Source organism: Saccharothrix luteola (genome assembly GCF_020859565.1).
Lineage (GTDB): Bacteria > Actinomycetota > Actinomycetes > Mycobacteriales > Pseudonocardiaceae > Actinosynnema > Actinosynnema luteola.
On sequence record NZ_JAJHUO010000058.1, the window covers coordinates 20,641 to 39,038 of the forward strand.

13 protein-coding genes and 1 pseudogene are annotated in these 18,398 nt (G+C 74.2%); 7 read left to right on the forward strand and 7 right to left on the reverse strand.

Annotated features, from left to right (window positions below; all coding sequences use genetic code 11):
• Positions 1–28 precede the first annotated feature (28 nt).
• Positions 29–841 carry a TetR/AcrR family transcriptional regulator gene (locus tag LNK82_RS46195; protein WP_230573172.1) on the reverse strand — a complete coding sequence of 271 codons (813 nt, stop codon included), beginning with the start codon at positions 839–841 and terminating at the stop codon, positions 29–31.
• 57 nt (positions 842–898) lie between these two features.
• Here LNK82_RS46195 and LNK82_RS46200 point away from each other — a divergent pair, with 57 nt between their 5' ends.
• A complete protein-coding gene (locus LNK82_RS46200; RefSeq protein WP_230573158.1) occupies positions 899–2,587 on the forward strand; it encodes a right-handed parallel beta-helix repeat-containing protein in 1,689 nt (562 codons plus the stop codon).
• Here LNK82_RS46200 and lysX read toward each other — a convergent pair.
• Positions 2,571–5,831 (reverse strand): bifunctional lysylphosphatidylglycerol synthetase/lysine--tRNA ligase LysX, encoded by a 3,261-nt coding sequence (lysX, locus tag LNK82_RS46205; protein ID WP_230573159.1) that lies wholly within the window; start codon positions 5,829–5,831, stop codon positions 2,571–2,573. The two genes, LNK82_RS46200 and lysX, sit on opposite strands and share 17 nt — an antisense overlap.
• 102 nt (positions 5,832–5,933) lie before the next feature.
• On the opposite strand from lysX, the gene LNK82_RS46210 reads away from it, so the two are divergent.
• Together LNK82_RS46210 and panB are read left to right on the forward strand one after the other, a co-directional pair.
• A complete protein-coding gene (locus LNK82_RS46210; RefSeq protein WP_230573160.1) occupies positions 5,934–6,671 on the forward strand; it encodes an alpha/beta fold hydrolase in 738 nt (245 codons plus the stop codon).
• A gap of 189 nt (positions 6,672–6,860) precedes the next feature.
• Positions 6,861–7,715 (forward strand): 3-methyl-2-oxobutanoate hydroxymethyltransferase, encoded by an 855-nt coding sequence (panB, locus tag LNK82_RS46215; RefSeq protein ID WP_230573161.1) that lies wholly within the window; start codon positions 6,861–6,863, stop codon positions 7,713–7,715.
• Between the two features lie 376 nt (positions 7,716–8,091).
• On the opposite strand, the gene LNK82_RS46220 is transcribed toward panB, so the two are convergent.
• Complete coding sequence (locus LNK82_RS46220; protein ID WP_230573162.1) at positions 8,092–8,616, reverse strand: hypothetical protein; 525 nt, start codon at positions 8,614–8,616, stop codon at positions 8,092–8,094.
• Between the two features lie 33 nt (positions 8,617–8,649).
• Here LNK82_RS46220 and LNK82_RS46225 point away from each other — a divergent pair, with 33 nt between their 5' ends.
• Genes LNK82_RS46225 through LNK82_RS46240 form a run of 4 tightly spaced genes read left to right on the forward strand, consistent with a single transcriptional unit; the run spans position 8,650 to position 15,993 of the window.
• The gene (locus LNK82_RS46225) at positions 8,650–9,396 is read left to right on the forward strand and encodes a serine/threonine kinase C-terminal domain-containing protein (RefSeq protein ID WP_230573163.1); all 747 of its coding nucleotides are present in this window, start codon (positions 8,650–8,652) and stop codon (positions 9,394–9,396) included.
• 14 nt (positions 9,397–9,410) lie between these two features.
• Entirely contained in the window at positions 9,411–11,132 is a 1,722-nt protein-coding gene (locus LNK82_RS46230) for an AbeC-like domain-containing protein (RefSeq protein WP_230573164.1), read from the forward strand.
• Positions 11,133–11,167: 35 nt separating this feature from the next.
• Positions 11,168–12,109 (forward strand): prolyl aminopeptidase, encoded by a 942-nt coding sequence (pip, locus tag LNK82_RS46235; RefSeq protein ID WP_230573165.1) that lies wholly within the window; start codon positions 11,168–11,170, stop codon positions 12,107–12,109.
• Entirely contained in the window at positions 12,109–15,993 is a 3,885-nt protein-coding gene (locus LNK82_RS46240) for a serine protease (protein ID WP_230573166.1), read from the forward strand. The genes pip and LNK82_RS46240 overlap by 1 nt, the downstream gene beginning before the upstream one ends.
• An 18-nt stretch (positions 15,994–16,011) precedes the next feature.
• Here LNK82_RS46240 and LNK82_RS46245 read toward each other — a convergent pair whose 3' ends face one another.
• The 4 genes and pseudogenes from LNK82_RS46245 to fbiC all read right to left on the reverse strand — a co-directional run.
• Positions 16,012–16,767 (reverse strand): helical backbone metal receptor, encoded by a 756-nt coding sequence (locus tag LNK82_RS46245; protein ID WP_230573167.1) that lies wholly within the window; start codon positions 16,765–16,767, stop codon positions 16,012–16,014.
• Positions 16,768–16,941: 174 nt separating this feature from the next.
• Positions 16,942–17,556 (reverse strand): 2-phospho-L-lactate guanylyltransferase, encoded by a 615-nt coding sequence (cofC, locus tag LNK82_RS46250; RefSeq protein ID WP_230573168.1) that lies wholly within the window; start codon positions 17,554–17,556, stop codon positions 16,942–16,944.
• A gap of 19 nt (positions 17,557–17,575) precedes the next feature.
• Positions 17,576–18,016, reverse strand: a complete 441-nt coding sequence (locus LNK82_RS46255) for an SgcJ/EcaC family oxidoreductase (protein WP_230573169.1) — start codon at positions 18,014–18,016, stop codon at positions 17,576–17,578.
• A 92-nt stretch (positions 18,017–18,108) separates the two neighbouring features.
• Positions 18,109–18,398 (reverse strand): annotated as a pseudogene (fbiC, locus tag LNK82_RS46260) (7,8-didemethyl-8-hydroxy-5-deazariboflavin synthase); the annotation flags it as partial.

Sequence of the window (18,398 nt, forward strand, 5' to 3'; positions counted from 1 at the left end):
CGCCCGTCGACGGGAGTCGGTGGGCGGCTCACGTCGACCGGCGGCTGCGGTAGGCGCGTTGCTGGCACGCCCGCGAGCAGTACGAGCGGGGCCGGCCGGACGCGGGTTGTGCCACCGGCCGACCGCAGACCTGGCAGCTTTCATCACGCTTTTCATCACGCTGGCGGATCAGCAGCTCGATGCCGTCGAGCACCCGGGCCAAGCCGAACCCGAACGGGTCCGGCTGGTCGTAGCCGCCGGTCTCCCACAGCCGGGTCAACGTCGGGTAGCGGTCGAAGTGGGCGAACAGCGTGTCCCGCGCGCCCCACCACTCCTCATCGCTCACCCCCGTGCCGCGCTCCGCCCGCGCGGCCTCGACCAGGGCGGACGCCTCGGCGTCCACGAGGCGGCCGACCAAGCCGACCGCCGCGACCACCTCCGCCGGCGTGAGCCCGGTGTCCACGAGGATGCTCAACGCGTGCTCGTAGTGGGCCAGCGCGTTGGGCCCGGGCACGGACCGGCCGGGGACCTCGGCCAGCCAGGGGTGGAGCTTGCGCAGCTCCCAGCTGTGCCACGCGAACGCCTCCAGGTCCGACCGCCAGCCGCGCCGCCGCGCCGACGGCGGGTCGCCGAGCACGGCGTCGCGCATCAGGTCGACCAGGTGGTCGCGGCCGGGCACGTGGCGGTACAGCGACATGGTGGTGAAGCCGAGCCGCTCGGCGACCTTGCGCATGGACAGCCCGGTCAGGCCCTCGGCGTCGGCCACCTCGACCGCCGCGCCCACGATCGCGTCGAGGCTCAGCCCCCCGCGCCCGTCCCACAGCAGCTCGACCGAACGGTCGGGATCGCCCGCTTTCCCCATCACGCCTCCATGGTATACCTCTTGGTGTTTACGCCATAAACAGCTTGGGGGCAGTTCATGACCGATTTCCACGTCTCACCAGCCGGGGACGACTCCGCCGCGGGCACCGCCGACGACCCTTTCCGCACGCTGGAGCGCGCACGCCGGGCCGCCCGCGAGGCGGGAGGTGACGTCACCGTCCACCTCAGGGCGGGCACGCACGTGCTGACCGAGCCGTTCGAGCTGACCGAGGAGGACTCCGGGGTCGTCTACCAGGCGTTCGGCTTCGGCACCGACGCGCGGGAGGAGGCCGTCGTCAGCGGCGGGCGGGAGGTCTCCGGGCGACGGGGGCCGGACGGGGTGTGGGTCGCCGAGGTCGGCGACCTGGTCACCCGCCACCTCGTGGTGGACGGACGGCGGGTCGAGCGCGCGGGCGTGGACGGGCTGCCCGGCGCGGTCCGCCGCACCGCGACCGGCTACGTCACCGACCAGCCGCCGGCCTGGCGCAACCCGTCGGGCGTCGAGTTCGTGCACCGGGGCGTCTACCCGTGGACGGAGGCGCGCACGGCGGTCGCGTCCGTCACCGAGGACGGCGAGATCACCATGGCGCAGCCCGGGTTCGGCTGGGCCGTGGACCTCTACAACTCGGAGTGGTTCGGCCAGGTGATGTCCGGTCCCCCGGCGCCGACCCGGGTGGAGAACGACCCGGCGTTCCTGACCGAGGGCACGTTCGCGCTGGACCGCTCGCAGCCCGGCCGGCACGTCCTGCACTACCTGCCCCGCCCGGACGAGGAGCCGCACGTGGTCGTGCCCGCGTTGGAGGTGCTGGTGCGGGCCACCGGCGTGCGGGACGTGGCGTTCCGGGGCGTGGTGTTCGCCGACACCACGTGGCTGCGGCCGGGCAGCGACCGCGGTTTCCTGCACTACCACTCGAACGGCTACTACGACGGCGGCCGGATCGGGCGGGTGGAGCCGGCCGAGGGCGCGTGGCTGACCGTGCCCGAGGAGCACGAGGAGATCCCCGCCTGCGTGCGGCTCGACGGCACGTCCGGTGTGCGGTTCGAGGGCTGTCGGTTCACCCGGCTCGGCGCGACCGGGCTGGGCGCGACCGGCGGGGCGGACCTCGTGGTGCGCGGCTGCGACTTCGACACCCTCGCCGCGTCCGCCATCTCGCTCACCGGCACCGGCGAGGCGTTGATCGAGGACAACCTCGTCGCGCACGTCGGGCTGGACCACTCCGGCTCGGCCGGCATCACGTTCCACGACACCGTGGACTGCACGGTCGCGCACAACCACGTGCACGACGTGCCGCACAACGGCATCGTGGCCAACCCGTCGCGCGGCGGCACCCGCATCACTCGCAACCTGGTGACCGACGCGATGGGCGTGCTGGCCGACGGTGGCGGGATCTACCTGTCCGGCGCGCAGGGCCCGTCCGACAACGGGGCCGTGATCAGCGGGAACGTCATCAAGGACACCCGCACGCCGTACAACTTCGGCCTCTACACCGACTACGGGGCCACGTGGGTGACGGTCGAGGGGAACGTCGTCGCCCGCGCCGACAACACGGCGGTCCTGCACGTCTACCCGCCGTTGGAGCACGTCGTCTACCGGGGCAACTTCTGGGACGCCGACCCGGTCGGCAGCGACGCCGTGCCGGACGGCGTCACCTACGAGGGCAACACCACGATCGCCGACGCGGCCGAACTCGACGCCGCCACCGCGGAGATCCAGGCGCGGGCGGGCCTGCTCACGAGACGGGCCTGACGAACGGGAACAGCACGGTCTGCCGGATCGACGTGCCGGTCAGCATCATCAGCACCCGGTCCACGCCCATCCCGAGCCCGCCGGTGGGCGGCATCCCGTGCTCCAGGGCGTCGAGGAAGTCCTCGTCCAGCTCCATCGCCTCGACGTCGCCGCTGGCCGCCCGCAACGACTGCGCCCGCAACCTGCGGCGCTGCTCGACCGGGTCGGTCAGCTCCGAGTAGGCCGTGCCGATCTCCGCCCCGAACGCCACCAGGTCCCAGCGCTCGGCCAGGCGGGGATCGGCGCGGTGCGGCCGGGTCAGGGGCGACACCGAGGTCGGGAAGTCGGTGTAGAAGGTGGGCTCGACGGTGTTCGGCTCCACCAGCCGGTCGTACGCCTCCTGCACCAGCGCGCCGTGGTCGGCGTCGGCGGCCGGTTCGACGCCGTGGGCCGCCAGCAGTGAGCGCAGCTCGGGCGACGGGGTGTCCGGGGTGACGGTCGTCGACAGGGCGGTCGAGACGGCCGCGTAGACCCCGATGACCGGCCACTCCCCCGAGATGTCCACCTCCGCGCCGTCGCGGAGGGCGATCGGGCGGCCGTGCGCGACCACGGCGGCGTGCTGCACGAGTTCGCGCACGAGGTGCAGCATCGTCGTGTAGTCGGCGTAGGACTGATAGGCCTCCAGCATGGTGAACTCGGGGTTGTGCGAGGCGTCCGCGCCCTCGTTGCGGAAGTTGCGGTTCAGCTCGAACACCCGGTCCACGCCCGCCACGCACAGCCGCTTCAGGTACAGCTCGGGCGCGATGCGCAGGTACATGCGCAGGTCGTAGGCGTTGATGTGGGTGACGAACGGCCGGGCGTTCGCGCCGCCGTGCACGGTCTGGAGCATCGGCGTCTCGACTTCGAGGTAGTCGCGGCCGTGCAGGAAGTCGCGGATGCCGCGCACGACGTCGCTGCGCAGCCGCAGCATCCGCGCCGAGTCGGGGTTCACCGCCAGGTCCACGTGCCGCCGGCGGACCCGCGCCTCCGGGTCGGACAGGCCCTTCCGCTTGTCCGGCAACGGGTGCAGGCACTTCGCGGTCACGGTCCACTCGTCGGCCAGCACGGACAGCTCGCCGCGCCGGGAGTAGGTCACCTCGCCGCGCACGCCGACGTGGTCGCCGAGGTCGACGCCCGCCTTCCACGCCGTCAGGTCCACGCGCCCGGCGTCGAGCATCAGCTGGAGCTCGCCGGTGAAGTCGCGGACGCGGGCGAAGCACAGGCCGCCGAACTCGCGCAGCGCCACGACCCGGCCGGTCACCGAGACGGTCTCGCCGAGGAGTTCCCGCGCCTGGGCCAGGGAGTGCTCGCGCGGGTAGTTCACCGGGTACGGGTCGATGCCGGCGGCACGCAGCCGGTCCAGCTTGGCGAGCCGGACGCGGACCTGCTCGGGGCGGCGCGGCTCACGCGGCTCGACCTTGATCGCGTCGATCTCGGCGACGGCCTCGGCGAAACCGGTGTCGACGGTCTCGTGGTGCAGCGCGCGCGAGGACCCTCGTTTGACCAACGACCTGAGGCTCGGCACGAACCCCTCGGCGACGCCGGCCGCGATGCTCACGCGGGGCAGGTGGCGGGCGCGGGCGAAGCACAGGTAGCGGGGCAGCCACTCCGGGTCGTACTTGGCGTTGGACCGGTACAGCGACTCCAGCTGGAAGAACCGGGACGCGAGGCTCAGCACCGCCCGCCACGTCCGCAGCACCGGTCCCGCGCCGATCCGCCCGCCCTCCTCGAACACCGCGCGGAACATGGCGAAGTTCAACGACACCCGCTCGACGCCGAGCCGGGCGGCGGCGGCCACCAGCTCGGCCACCATGAACTCGTTCAGGCCGTTCTCGGCGGCGCGGTCGCGGCGCATCAGGTCCAGCGACAGCCCTCGCCTGCCCCACGGCACGAACGACAGCAGGCCGCGCAGCTCGCCGTGCGCGTCGTAGGCCTCGACCATCACGCACCGGCCGTCGGTCGGGTCGCCCAGCCTGCCCAGCGCCATGGAGAACCCGCGTTCGGTCGCCGCGCCGCGCCACCGCTCGGCCAGGTCGAGGACGGCGGCCAGCTCGTCGGCCGGTATGTCGGCGTGCCGCCGCACGCGGGCGGTGTGCCCGGCGCGCTCCACCCGGCTCACGGCCTGCCGCACGGCCCGGCGCTCCGGACCGGTCAGGGTGAACTCGCGCACGTCCAGCACGGCCTCGTCGCCGATCTCCAACGCCTTCAGGCCCGCCGCCGCGTAGACGTGCGCGCCGCGTTCGCTCGCGCCGAGCACGCCGGGCAGCCAGCCGTACCGCCGCGCCTCGGCCAGCCACTCCTGCACCGCCTGCGGCCACGCCTCCTCGTCACCGACGGGGTCGCCGCTGGCCAGCGTGGTGCCGGCGAGGACGCGGTAGGTGAGCGCGGCGCGGCCGTTCGGCGCGAACACCGCGCTCTTGTCGCGGCGGGTGGCGAAGTAGCCGAGCGAGTCCGGCTCGCCGTGCGCGGCCAGCAGCCGGCGCACGGCCAGCTCCTCGGCGTCGTCCAGGGACCGGCTCGACCGCACGCCGCGGAAGAACACGTACAGCGCGGCGATCGCGACGAGCATCCCGCCGAACCCCAGCAGGACGCTCAGCCACGCCGGGCCCTCGCCGCCGCGGCGTTGCGGCAGCACCTCGCCGGTGATCTGGTTGGCCGCCCAGCCCAGCTTGTGCCACGTGCCGTGCAGGTGCCCGGGGAAGAGCTCGGCCAGGCCCCAGCCGACCAGGGACAGCACCAGGATCCCGCCGACGAGGACGACCAGCGTCCGCTGCCAGGCGCCGGCGGCCAGCTTGGCCGGGAACGCGTCCTTGACCGCCAGCAGCAGCACGATGAGCGCGACCGTGACGACGACGAAGCTGCCGAGGTCGACGGTCACCCCCCACCGGTCCGGCGGCTCGTCGGCGCCGAGGAACGGTCCCGGGTCGATCCAGTAGCGGATGATGAGCAGCAGCACGACGCCCGCGTTGAGCACCTGGAACAGCAGCAACGCCCACAGCGCGGCTCTCTTGCGCCTGCGCAGCGCCGCGCCGAGCACCACCAGCACGAGGGCGATGAAGAGGTTCGCCTCGACGGGTAGGCCCAGCAGGTACGAGACCCGGAGAATGCCCCTGGCGAGGTCGGACTCCTCGTCGATCAGGAACAGCAGGAGCGACGCCGCCGCCGCCACCTGGACGACGGTCGCGACCACTCCCGCCGTCCGCCACTTCCACCTGGCCACCGCCACGACACGCTCCAAGGGGGGATCCGGTTGCCCACCATGGTCGCCTCACTCGCGGGTCGCGTGCACCTGCGGTCATCCGGGCGTGTCGACGGGCCGGTGGTGGTGTTGAGCGCTGCCCTGGGCGGCGCCTGGTTCGACTGGGACGCGGTGGTGGCGTTGCTGGCCGACGCCCGCGTGCTGGTGTTCGACCGGCCGGGCACGGGGTTGTCCGGGCCCGCGCTGGCGCCCGCGACGCTGGCCCGCGAGGTGGCCGTGCTGGACGCGGTGCTGGCCGGTGAGCCGTCGGCGGTGCTGGTGGGGCACTCGATGGCCGCGCTGCACGTGGAGGCGTGGGCGCGGCTGCGGCCGGGTCGGGTGCGCGGGCTGGTCCTGGTGGACCCCGATCCGGAGGCGCCGGGCGGCGGTCGGCCGTTCGACCTGTCGGCGGTGGTGGCGCGGTGGGTGCTGCGGGCGGGTTTGGACCCGGTCGTGGCAGCTCAGGGGGTGCGGCTGCGGCGGTGGGTGATGCGCTGGTCCACGCTCGGGCGGCGTGATCCGGCCGCGCCGGCGGCACTGGGGTCGGTGTACGGGCGGCCGTCGGTGACGCGGGCCGTGCTGGAGGAGTTGGCGTCCTACCCGGCGCAGGTGGCCGCGGTGGAGCGCCTGCGGGCGTTCCGGCCGTTGCCGCCGGTGCCGTTCACCGTGCTCACGGCGGGTCGGCGGGAGTGCGCGGCGCACGTGGCGCTGGCCGCGTCGACCCCGACCGGGCGTGCCGTGCGGGTGCCGGGCAGTCGGCACATGGTGCCGGTCGACCGGCCGGACGCGGTGGCGTTGGCGGTGCTCACGGCGTTGCGCGGCGGGTGAGCGGGAGGGCGTGGCGGAGGGGGCACGGTACTCCCGTCCGGCGTCGTGCGCGATGTGGTGGACCGACCATGTGAAGCGTCTCGCACTCCGCGCAATTACCCCGGTGCGGGTGTCACGCTGGTCGCGTAACCGTGCAACAAGGTCCCGGGGACCAGCGACGAAGCCGGCCCCGAGGGAGGACGGTCGACGATGACCTCAGCAGAGGTAACCGCGCCTTACGGCAACGGGGCGGGCAGCGCCCCCACCACGAAGAAGGTGCGCATCCACCACCTGCGGGAGCTGAAGGAACGCGGCGAGCCGTGGCCCATGCTCACCGCCTACGACATGTACACCGCGGAGCTCTTCGACGAGGCGGGCATCCCGGTGCTGCTGGTCGGCGACTCCGCGTCCAACAACGTCTACGGCTACGACACGTCGCTGCCGGTGACCGTGGACGAGCTGATCCCGCTGGTCCGGGGCGTGACGCGGTCGGTGAAGCGGTCGCTGGTCGTGGCCGACCTGCCGTTCGGCTCCTACCAGGTGTCGGTCGAGCAGGCCGTGGCGACGGCCGTGCGGTTCATGAAGGAAGGCCGCGCGCACGCGGTGAAGCTCGAAGGCGGGAAGCACTTCGCACCGCACATCGAGGCCATCGTGCGGGCGGGCATCCCGGTCATGGCGCACATCGGGTTCACCCCGCAGAGCGAGCACCAGCTCGGCGGCTACCGGGTGCAGGGCCGCAACGACGCCTTCGACTCGGTGGTCGAGGACGCGCACGCCGTCGAGGCCGCGGGCGCGTTCGCGGTGGTGCTGGAGATGGTGACCAGCGAGGTCGCCAAGCAGATCACGCACGACCTGGCGATCCCGACCGTCGGCATCGGCGCGGGACCGGACACCGACGCGCAGGTGCTCGTCTGGCAGGACATGATGGGCCTGCGCCGCGGGCGCGCGCCGCGGTTCGTGAAGCGGTACGCCGACGTGGCGGGCGTGATGAAGTCGGCGGCGGAGCAGTTCGCGGCCGAGGTGAAGGGCCACCAGTTCCCCGGCCCCGAGCACACCTTCCACTGATCTCGTGATCGTGGGGGGGGGGGGGGGGGGGGGGGGGGGGGGGGCCCCCGGGGTTGACCACCGGGTGGGGGGGGTGGGGCGCCCAGTGCCCCGGCCCCGCGCACACCTGCCACTGCTCTCGGGAGGGGGGGCGCCGGGGGGGCGCCGGCCGGCGCGGCGACCACGTGTTTTCCCACCCGGTTCCGGTAGATGCGCGGCGAGGCGGAATAACCGGCCGCGAAGATTGCCCAGCCGCTGTTCTCGAACGCCGCGGGCTACGATTTGTGCGGGCCGCGCCCGGAACGCCTGTGCCACGATCACGGCGGAATGCACCACTCGGGTTCGGCACGGGGCGGTCCGCCATGGTGTCCAGCGACGCGGGGCCGCCGGCCGGCGCTCACAACCCGTGCCGGCGCACCATCGGCATGATCACCTCGGCGTTCGCCCGCCACACCGGCCGCCGCGCGGCGAGGATGGCGGCGAACAGCGTCGCGCTGCCCAGGACGGCCGTCACGACCACCGTCGTCACGTTCCCCGCCTCACCGCCGAGCGCCGCGCCGCCGAACGCGAACAGCATGGCCGCGCCGCTGACCACCACCGTGCGCACCGGGTCCTGCCAGTGGGCGGCACCGCCCGCATCCACCTGCTCGACCAGCTCGCGAGCCCGTCGGGCGAGGGCGGGGTCGACCGGCTCCAGGTCGCGCAGGCGGTCGGCGACCTTCGCGCACTCCTCGAACTGGGCGGCGCTGGTGATCTCCGGTTGCCCGTCGCGCAGGACCGACCGGCACGCGTCCGCGACCGCGAGCAGTCGCGCGGCGAGCCGGTCGACGGCGCCGGGCTCCTGGTCGGCCTCGGGCTCCTGGTCGGCCTCGGCGACCGCTACCCACTTCTCGGCGACCGCGGCGGCGATCGGGTGCTCCACGTCGGCCTCCGGTGTTCGGGGGAGACGATTCCGATGAGCGATCCGCTCGACGCGAAGATAGCCGAGAACCGCGATGACGAGGCGCCGCCGAAAAAGACGGCACCGGAACGGACGCGGGTGTCCGGGAAACCGGGATCGCTCGGTTACGCCGCCGCGATCGCGGGGTCGTGCCTCGCGGCGAGCCTCGGCCTCGGGTTGGGAGTGATCCACGTTCCGCCGCTGTTCCGGGAGAGCCCTCCCGCCGCGGTCGCCGAGCCGCCGGGCACCGCGTCGGACCTCCCGGTGCCGGGCGGCTCGACCTCCTGGCGCACGACGACGCGCACCTCGGCCGACGAGATCCCCGTCGAGTTCGTCGGCACCAGCGGGCCCGGCGGCCTGCTGACGGTCGTGCCCTACTCGTTCACGGAGCTGACCACCCGCGTCGGTTCGTACAGCTCGCGCGACCCGCTGGACCCCGAGGTCGAGGTGCGGTACGGCGGCGCGCCACCGGAGGGCGCCGGCGACCTGTTCGAGTCGATCACCCGCGCCGCCGCCACCACGTCGTCCACCCGGGAGGGCTACCGGCAACTGGCCCTGGTCCGGGCTCGGCACGGGTCGTTCGCGGCCGTGGAGTGGGAGTTCGAGCACCGGACGGCGCAGGGCGGCAGCCGCTGGTCCCGCGCGCACTACTGGCGCGCGGGCGGCATCGAGTACGTCGTGCTGGTGCAGGCACCGCCGCACCGCCGGGCCGAGGCCACCCGACTGCTGGACGTGATGATCGAGCACAGCCGGCCCCAGTGAGGAGCGCACCGACGATGGCCGTGGCCGATCCGGGGTCAGCGTGGCCCGCCGAGCCCCGCGACGAGAGCACGCGCCACCTGTGCGCCGCCGCCCACCTCAGCCGGGACTTCGCCGACGCGGCCCTGCGGGAACTGCTGGTGGAGCCGACCCGCGCGGCCGTGCCCGCGCGCGGCGTGGACACCCCGGCCGTGCTCACCGAGGCGCTCGCCGCCCGGTTGCGCACGAACGTGGTCGACGTGCTCGTGCTCGCGCTGCTCGGCGCGGCGCTGTACTTCGCCCTGCCGCTGGCCGTGCTGTGGATCACGACGGCGTTGGTGCTGAGCGGGCCGAAGCTCGTCCGGCTGTGGGGCGCGGCCCGCGCCCGGCGGCACACCGCGCTGCCCATCCGCCCGATCCGGCTCGCCGTGTCCACGCTCACCGTCGTGCTCTCCGTGCTGGTGGTGATCGAGGTGCTCGGCGGGGGGCGGTTGCTGGCCGCGGCCAACCTGTTCAGCCCGTTGGACTTGATCGACCTCCTCCAAGACGCGTTCGAGGCCACGCTCCAAGCCGCGCTCGACGGCGTGGCCGGCCACGTGCTGGTCGCGGTGGCGCTGCTCGTGCTGCTGGCCAACCGGGCCGTCATCGCCCACCACGCGACGCTGCGCTTCGGCCGCCGGCGTCCCGGTGGACCGCCGGCCCCCGTCGACCGGGCCCTGCTGCGCCTGGCGCCGCGGCTCGCCGAGCGCATCGACGAACGCCACCGCGACGCCGTGCGCCTCGCGCCGGGCGCGTCCGAAGAGGACGGACGGGTTCCGCTGCTGGTGCACCGGGGGTACAAGCCCTTCGTGGGCGCGGGCGAGATCCACGGGCCGTGGACGGTCGCGGTGCCGTTGGAACGCAGGCACGACGCGCCGGCCACCGACGTCGCCCTCAGCACGGCGACGCTCCTGGACGGCATCACGAGCAAGGTCGCCGACCTGCGTGCCGCGGCGCCGCTCGCGCCGAGCGCCAGGCTGGGCGCCCTCGCGGTGGACGACTACGTGATCGTCACCGCGCAGGGCCTGGTCGACCACCTGCCCGACCCGGTCTCGGCGCACTACCTGCACCGGCCGGACGAGCCGCCGTACACGCACGTGAGCAGGGCGCACGCCGACGAGGTGCGCGACAACCCGTTGGAGTGGTCGCGCTTCTACCGCCGGTTCTCGCTGGAGACGTGGGACCGCGACGTCGTGCTGTCCGTGTTCGTGCACGTGGCGATGGACGACTCCACCCTGTACCTGGAGTGGACGCCGTGCGTGCTGCGGCCGATCCACGCCGGGCTCAAGTCCGTGGACGCAGAACCGGTGTCGGCGTGGGTGCCGGTGCGCCGTGCCCTCAAGGACCTCGTGCTGCTGCCCGCGAGCACGCTGTCGCGCGTCGTGCGGCTGGCGACCCACCCGCGGCCCGGCTCCCACGCGGGCGGCGACAAGTACGGCTCGCTGGTGACGTTGCGCGAGATGGCGGCCGACGTCGAGCTGCACAGCTACTTCCAGCAGGCCGACGTGGACCGCTACCTGCACCTGCTGCGCACCCGCGTCACGCTGGCCGTGTCGGAGCTGCTGCGCGAGGCCGACTACCACACCGCGTCGTTCGACCAGCAGGCGCGGGAGATCGTCAACAACACCGTCAACACGGTCACCATCACCGAGGGCGGCACGCTGACCGGGCACGTGCTGCAGAGCGCGTCGCTGACCGGCGACGTGGACATCACCGGGTGATCCACACCGCGGCGCCCTCGGGCAGAGTGGGGCCCATGTACCCCGAGATCGAACCGTACGACCAGGGCCTGCTCGACGTCGGCGACGGCAACCGCGTCTACTGGGAGGTGTGCGGCAACCCCTACGGCAAGCCCGTGGTGTTCCTGCACGGCGGGCCCGGCGGCGGCTGCGCGCCCGTGCACCGACGGCTGTTCGACCCGGCCGCGTACCGGATCGTGCTGATCGACCAGCGCGGCTGCGGCCGGTCCCTGCCGCACGCGTCCGAGCACGGCACGGACCTGTCGGACAACACCACGTGGCACCTCGTGGCCGACCTGGAGAAGGTCCGCGAGCACCTCGGCGTCGACCGGTGGCAGGTGTTCGGCGGGTCGTGGGGGTCGACGCTGGCGCTGGCGTACGCGCAGACGCACCCGGACCGGGTGACCGAGCTGGTGCTGCGGGGCATCTTCACGTTGCGGCGCAAGGAACTCGACTGGTACTACGGCGGCGGCGCGGGGTTCCTGTTCCCGGAGCCGTGGGAGCAGGTCGTGTCGCGCGTGCCCGAGGGCGCCGACGTGATCGAGACCTACGGGCGGCTGCTGGACGACCCGGACCCGGCCGTGCGCGAACCGGCGGCCGTGGCGTGGAGCGTGTGGGAGGGGTCGACGGTCACGCTGCTGCCCCGGCCGGAGTTGGTGGAGACGTTCGCGCAGCCCCGCTACGCGCTGGCGTTCGCGCGGATCGAGAACCACTACTTCCGGCACGGCGGGTGGTTGGAGGAGGGGCAGCTGCTGCGTGACGCGGGGAAGCTCGCGGGCATCCCGGGCGTGATCGTGCAGGGCCGCTACGACCTGGCCACGCCCGCCGTGACGGCCTGGGACCTGCACCGGGCGTGGCCGGGGTCGGAGCTGGTGGTGGTGCCGGACGCCGGGCACGCGTTCGACGAGCCGGGCATCCTGCGCGCGCTGCTCGCGGCGACCGACCGGTTCCGCGGCTGATGGACCGCTTCACCGCCCGCGTCTTCCGCGACGGCACGCCTGTCGGCGCCGGGTTCCTGGTCGCGCCGGACCTCGTGCTCACCTGCGCGCACGTCGTCGGCCCCGGGATGGAGGTCGACTTCCCGCTGGTCGGGCCCGACCGGGTGGTGGCGGAGGTGGTGCACGTCGACGTCGAGCGGGACGTGGCGGGGCTCCGGCCGGCCGCGCGGCCGCCGGACGTGCGGCCGGTGAGCCTGGTCGACCTGCCCGACGTGCGGGGACGGCGGGTGCGGGCGTTCGGCGTGCCCCACCGGAGGCCCGACGGCGTGTGGTCGACCGGCACGGTCGTCGGCCGCAACGCCCAGGGCAAGCTCCAGGTGGAGGACGACCGGGAGCACGGCCTGCCGATGAGCCGGGGCTTCAGCGGCGGCCCGGTCATCGACGTCGACACCGGCGCGGTGATCGGCATGACCGTCGAGGTGGAGAGCCGCCCGGAGCGCCGCACCGCCTATGCCCTCGGCGCCGCCGCGTTGCACGAGAGCCTGCCGGAACTGGCCCGACCGGGACCGTCGCCGTTCCGGGGCTTGGACGCGTTCCAGCCGGGCGACGCGGAGTGGTTCTTCGGCCGCGACCGACTGGTGGACGACGTGCTGGCGCGGCTGGACGGCGCCGGGCTCGCGGTCGTCACCGGCCAGTCGGGCGCGGGCAAGTCGTCGCTGGTGCTGGCCGGTGTGGTACCCCGGCGGCCGGGCTCGGTCGTGTTCCGGCCCGCCTCCGGCAGCACGCCCTGGCAGGCGGCGGCCGCCGCGCTCGACGTCGAGGAGCTGACCCCCGAGGGCTTGGCCGACGCGGTCGACCGGTGGTCGGGCCGCCACGGCCACGAGCGGGTGCTGCTGGTCGCCGACCAGGTGGACGAGGCGCTGGCGCGGTTCCCGGCCGAGGCCCCGGACCTGCTCGCCGCGCTGCTCGCCCTGCGCGGGCCTCGGCGGCACGTGGCGCTCACCGTCGGCACGCGGGCGTTGGACGCCTTGCTGTCGGACCGGCGGCTCGGCGTGCTCGCCGAGCACCTGGTCCTGGTCACCACCTCCGACGACGACCTGCGCGAGATGGTCGAACGGCCGCTGGACCGCGTCGGGATGCCCGTGTACCAGGAAGGGCTGGTGCGGGTGCTGCTGGACGACGTGGCGCACGAGCGCAACCCGTTGCCGCTGCTCCAGTTCACCCTCACCTTGTTGTGGGAGCAGCAGGAGCGCGGCGTGCTCACCCACGACGCGTACCAGGCGCTGGGCGGCGTGCCGGGCGCGGTCGCGGACTACGCCGAACGCGTCTGGCGCACGATCGGCCCCGAGGAGGACGTGCGGCGGCTGCTGGTGCAGTTGGTGAGCCCGGTCGAGCCGGACCGGTTCGTGCGGCGCGTGCTGCGGCTGGACGACCTGGACGACACGTCGTCGGCCAAGGCGCTCGCGGCCACCCGGTTGGCCACCAGCGACGGCCGGACCGTGGAGCTGGCGCACGAGACGCTGATCCGGCGGTGGGACCGGCTGCGGACGTGGGCCGAGGAGGACCGCGACTTCCGGGCGTGGCAGGACGAGCTGGACCGCGACGTCACCAGGTGGTCGCGGACGCGGGAACGGGCGTTGCTGCCCAGGGGCAGCGCGCTGCGGCGGGCACGACACGAGCTGCGCGACCGCGAGCCGGACTTCCAGCCGGCGCAACGGGAGTTCGTCGCCGCCGGGCGGCGGGCCTCGGTCCGGCGGGTCTTCTGGCGGGTCGCGGTGGTCGAGCTGGTGGTGCTGATGCTCGTGGCGGTGGGCGTGATCGTGGTCCGCACCCGTGCCGCCGACGCCGATGACCGCGCGGTCGGCGCGGCCGACACGTTGCTGCGGCGCGGCGCCTACAGCGGCGACCGGAACGGGTTGCTGCTGGCCTTGCGCGCCTACCGCACGCACGACTCGATGGCGACGCGGAACGCCTTGCACACCGCGTACACCGGGTTGCGGCACGCCGAACTGCTCCTGGACGGCGTGTCCGACGCCAAGCACGTCAACCGCGCCGGCACGCGCATCGTCACGATCACCGAGGACCGGCGGCTGACCTCGTGGGACGTCACCCGGGTGCCCGCCGTGCCGGTCGGGCTGCGCGAGTCCGACGAGCTGGGCGCGTACGAGCCGACCTGGCTCGGCGACGACTTCGTGGTCGCACGCGCCGGTCCGCAGACGGTCGTGTGGGACGCGCGGACCGGGGAGGTCACCCGGCGGATCGAGGGGTTCGGCAACCGGCTGGTGGCCGACCCGACCGGGAGGTGGCTGGCCGCGTTCATCCTGGCCGACCCGCCGAGCTCCGACTACCGGGTGGTCGACCTCGCCGGCGCCGACCCGGTGTCCGTCGACGGGCGGTTCGCCGTCTCGCCGGGCGACCCGGGGTTCGCCGGGCTGAGCGACCACCCGCGACCCATCGCCGTGCTGGACACCGGCGAGCTGGTGGTCGTGACCGGTGCGGTGACCACGGCGTTGTCGCCGGCCGGGTCACGTCCGCTCGCCGTGCCCGCCGGCGCGCGGGTGGCCGACGTGGGTGTGTCCGAGCCGGTGTACCTGGAGTGCGACGGGCAGTGGCGCGCGCGTGGCGTGCTCACCGGCGCGCTGCACGCCGCGCAGACCACGCCGGACTGCGAGCACGAGGTGGTGTTCGGCGGTGACCGGCGGTGGCTCGCGGTGTCCGGCGACCAGGGCGTCACGGTGCTCCGCGACGGCGAGCCGACGCGGCACGCCGAGGTGCCCGCGGGCTTCCGGCCCGTCCGGCTGCTGTCCGACCGGGACGGTGGGCACCGGGTGGTGCTCACCGGCTCCGGTTCCGCGCTGGTGCTGCGGCTGCCGCCGATGACCGGGTGGGAGCGGTCGCAGCACTACGACCAGTACCCGTACCTCTCGGGCCCGGTGCTGCCGATCCCGGGGCACCGGGTCCAAGTGTCCAGTTCCGACGAGGTCGAGGTGTGGGACACCCGCACGGGCGAGCTCATCGCGGCACGGCCTGCCGTCGTGCCCGCGCGGTCGGCGGACCGGACGGGCTCGGGGGTCTGGCTGGCCGCCTCACCGGACCACCGGGTGCTGACCACGTCGGTGGCCGGCGACCCGACCGTGCGGGTGTGGCGGCTGCCGGACCTGGCGCCGCTGGGCGAGTTCACCGCGCCGTCCCTGTCCGCCTCGTCCTCCACCGCGACAACCGCCGTGCGGTTCCTGGATTACCGGCGCGCGCTGGTCGTGCACAACGACACGGTGAGCGTGTGGGACCTGCCGGACCGCCGACAGGTCGCCGGGCCCTACCGGCTCGACGGGAACGTGTTCGACGGGTCGGACTTCAGCCTGGTGCACAACCCCGTGCGCGACGAGCTGATGGCCGAGGTGCCCGGTTCCGAGGAGCGCTGGCGGCGGTACCGGCTCGCGGACGGCGCCTACCTGTCCGACGCCGACATCGCGCCCGGCAGCCTGGACTTCGCGGACGGCAACTTCGCGCGGCCCGCGATCGACCCCGGCGGCCGGTACCTGGCGCTCTACTGGGGGCAGGGCGTCGAGGTGTGGGACCTGGACGCGCGGGCGCGGGTGGACCGGCTGCCCTTGCCGGACCAGCGGTTCAACGTCGTCGGCCTCCGGTTCGGCGCCGACGCCGACGAGGTGCTGGTCGAGCTGTCACCCGACTTCACCGGACCCGGGCTGCTCACCAAGCGGTGGCAGCGCAACCGGTTCTGGGGCGTGCCCGCGTGGTTCGGCCAGGACGCGTCGTCGGTCGAGGTGGTGGCGGAGGAGCCGCCGTGGGTGGCCGAGCTGTGCCGGTTGGCGCGCAACGGACCGGCCGAGGTGGAACCCGGCGCGCTGCCGGAGGCGGCCTGGCACGGGCCCGTGTGCCCGTAGCCTCGGACGCTCGGCCCTTCAGGGCCTGAGCGCCGCCTCCAACGACGCGCGCGCCGCCACCAGCGACGGGCCGTACCAGGTCAGGTAGCGGCCCGAGACGTGCACGGGGCGCAGGCCGGGGAAGAACTGCGGGCCGTCGTCGGGGGTGAACAGGTACGGCTCGTCGGGCAGCACGACCAGCTCGGCGTCCTGCAGGTCGCGCAGCTCGGGGCGCGGGTAGCGCTCGGGGTGGTCGGCGAAGGCGTTGACGACGCCCAGGCGGAGCAGGACGTCGCCGGCGAACGTGTCGCGGCCGAGCACCACCCACGGCTTGCGCCACACCGGGACCACGGCCCGCGTCCACGGCGGCGTCACCTCGCGCCACGACCGCTCCGCCTCGACCAGCCAGTCCGGCTCCACGTCCCACGCGGTGCCGAGCAGGCGGCGCAGCGAGCCCAGCGCGGCGGGGACGGTGGCGGGCGCGGCCGTGACCCACACCGGGATGCCGTCGGCACGCAGCCGTTCCACGTCCTCGGGCCGGTTCTCCTCGCTGTTGGCCAGCACGAGGTCCGGCCGCAGCGCGAGCACCCGGTCCACGTCCGGGTACTTCGAGCCGCCCACCCGGGTGACGTCGAGGTCGGGTGGGTGCGTGCAGTAGTCCGTGGCCCCGATGAGGACGGCGGGGTCGACGGCCCCGGTGACGACGGCCTCCGTGAGCGACGGCACCAGGCTGACCACGCGGGTGGGCGGGCCGGGCAGCGGGACCGGCTCGCCGAGGTCGTCGACCGGCAGCATCAGGCGCTCTCCGGGCCGGCGTGCGCCCCGTCGCGGTGGTCGATCGCGGTGAACGCCTCGGTCCGAACCTGCGCGAGCATCGCCCAGCCCCCTACGTCCGCGGTCGGGACGACGACCGTACCCCGCCGCCCCACCGGTCGCGAGTCACCGTCACGGGGCAGCGAGGCGGTCACCTCAGCGGTCGGCCACGACCAGGGTCGCGCTGTGCGGGCCCAAACCGAGTGCGGTCGCGATGCTCAGGTCCTCCCCCGTGTCGACGTCGCACCGCAGCGAGGGCCAGTCACCGGTCAGCGACACCGCGCCGCCGACCTCGTGCGCCTGGGCCGATCCGACGCCCAGCCTGGGGTTCAGGTCGGTGCCGGGCGCGGCGATCAGCAGCGTCGTCCCGGTGCCCTGGCGGTCGGCGCAGAAGGCACGGCGCCCGTCCGCGCTCGCGATGGCCGAGGACAGCTCGGCGGGTCGCAGCGCCGGGAGGTCGGCGTGCAGCACGCCGACCGCCGCGGCCGGGTCGCGGCGCCGCAGCACCCCGGCCCCTGCGCGGACCGCCGCGTTCAACCCCTCGCCCGGGTCGGGCGTGGACTCGACGCCCAGCGCGGCCACTTCCTCCACCACGGCGGGATCGGACGTGACCACCAGCACCCGCCGCACCCCCGCCGCGGCCGTGACCGCGGTCAGGGTGTCCAGGGCGAACGCGAGCGCCAGGGCCGCGCGCGCGACGGGGTCCGCGGCCACGTCGGCCAACCTGGTCTTCGCCCGCGCCAAGCCCTTCACCGGGACCACGAGGTCCACCGCGCCGCGCCTCCCCCGGTCAGCCACCGGGCCGTGTCTCGTCCGGGATCGGGGTGTTCTGGTAGGCGGCGATCCGCCAGCCGTCCAGGCCGTTGGCCAGCACCCAGGTGGCGCGGACGGACCCCGCCGCCGACTCGGCGTCGTCGGGCGAGAGGTCGCCGCCCTCGGTGATCACCAGCGCGACGCCCGGTTGCAGGAACCGCAGGTCCACCACGTCCTGCACCAGCGTGGTCCCCCGCTGCGCCGTGGCGAACTGCTCGGTCACCGCGTCCCGGATCACCTCGCGGCCCCGCAGGAACCGGTTGTCCGACAGGATCATCCTGGCGTTCTTGGTGTAGGCGTCGGCGAACGCGTCGGCGTCCTTGCCCGCCCACGCGCGCACGATGCCGTCGAGCACCTCCCGCACCCTGACTTCCTCGTTGCGCGCCCGACCGGTCTCCGGTGTGGTCGTACTGGTCATGGTTCTCCCCCGCGTTCCCCTCGGCGCCCCCGACGAGGGGGCCGCCCGGAACCGTTCCGCTTTCGGCCTCCGCCGATCGTGTTCGGTGACGGTCACACCGGCATCTTCCGACTTGCGGTGTTGCCGTCGGGCGCGCCGCCGATCGCCGAGGCCGGGTGATCCACTCGGCCGTAGGTCGTGGTGCGTTGGCGGGCCGGACGTCCGGCCAACGCCGCCGTGGCGTGCAGTTCCACGGCCGTTCGGGCGGAGCCGTGCTCGGAGCCGGCCATGCGGCTGATGGTTTCTTCCATGAGGGTGCCGCCGAGGTCGTTGGCGCCGCCTTGGAGGACTTCGGCGGTGCCCTCGTCGCCGAGTTTGACCCAGGAGCACTGGACGTTGTCGA

What these genes read in the sequence shown, in the direction of transcription:
- LNK82_RS46255 (WP_230573169.1), bottom strand. Translation starts at nt 18,016, where the DNA reads ATGACCAGTACGACCACACCGGAGACCGGTCGGGCGCGCAACGAGGAA.
- LNK82_RS46245 (WP_230573167.1), bottom strand. Translation starts at nt 16,767, where the DNA reads ATGCTGCCGGTCGACGACCTCGGCGAGCCGGTCCCGCTGCCCGGCCCG.
- LNK82_RS46195 (WP_230573172.1), bottom strand. Translation starts at nt 841, where the DNA reads ATGGGGAAAGCGGGCGATCCCGACCGTTCGGTCGAGCTGCTGTGGGAC.
- panB (WP_230573161.1), top strand. Translation starts at nt 6,861, where the DNA reads ATGACCTCAGCAGAGGTAACCGCGCCTTACGGCAACGGGGCGGGCAGC.
- LNK82_RS46240 (WP_230573166.1), top strand. Translation starts at nt 12,109, where the DNA reads ATGGACCGCTTCACCGCCCGCGTCTTCCGCGACGGCACGCCTGTCGGC.
- LNK82_RS46225 (WP_230573163.1), top strand. Translation starts at nt 8,650, where the DNA reads ATGAGCGATCCGCTCGACGCGAAGATAGCCGAGAACCGCGATGACGAG.
- pip (WP_230573165.1), top strand. Translation starts at nt 11,168, where the DNA reads ATGTACCCCGAGATCGAACCGTACGACCAGGGCCTGCTCGACGTCGGC.
- LNK82_RS46230 (WP_230573164.1), top strand. Translation starts at nt 9,411, where the DNA reads ATGGCCGTGGCCGATCCGGGGTCAGCGTGGCCCGCCGAGCCCCGCGAC.
- LNK82_RS46200 (WP_230573158.1), top strand. Translation starts at nt 899, where the DNA reads ATGACCGATTTCCACGTCTCACCAGCCGGGGACGACTCCGCCGCGGGC.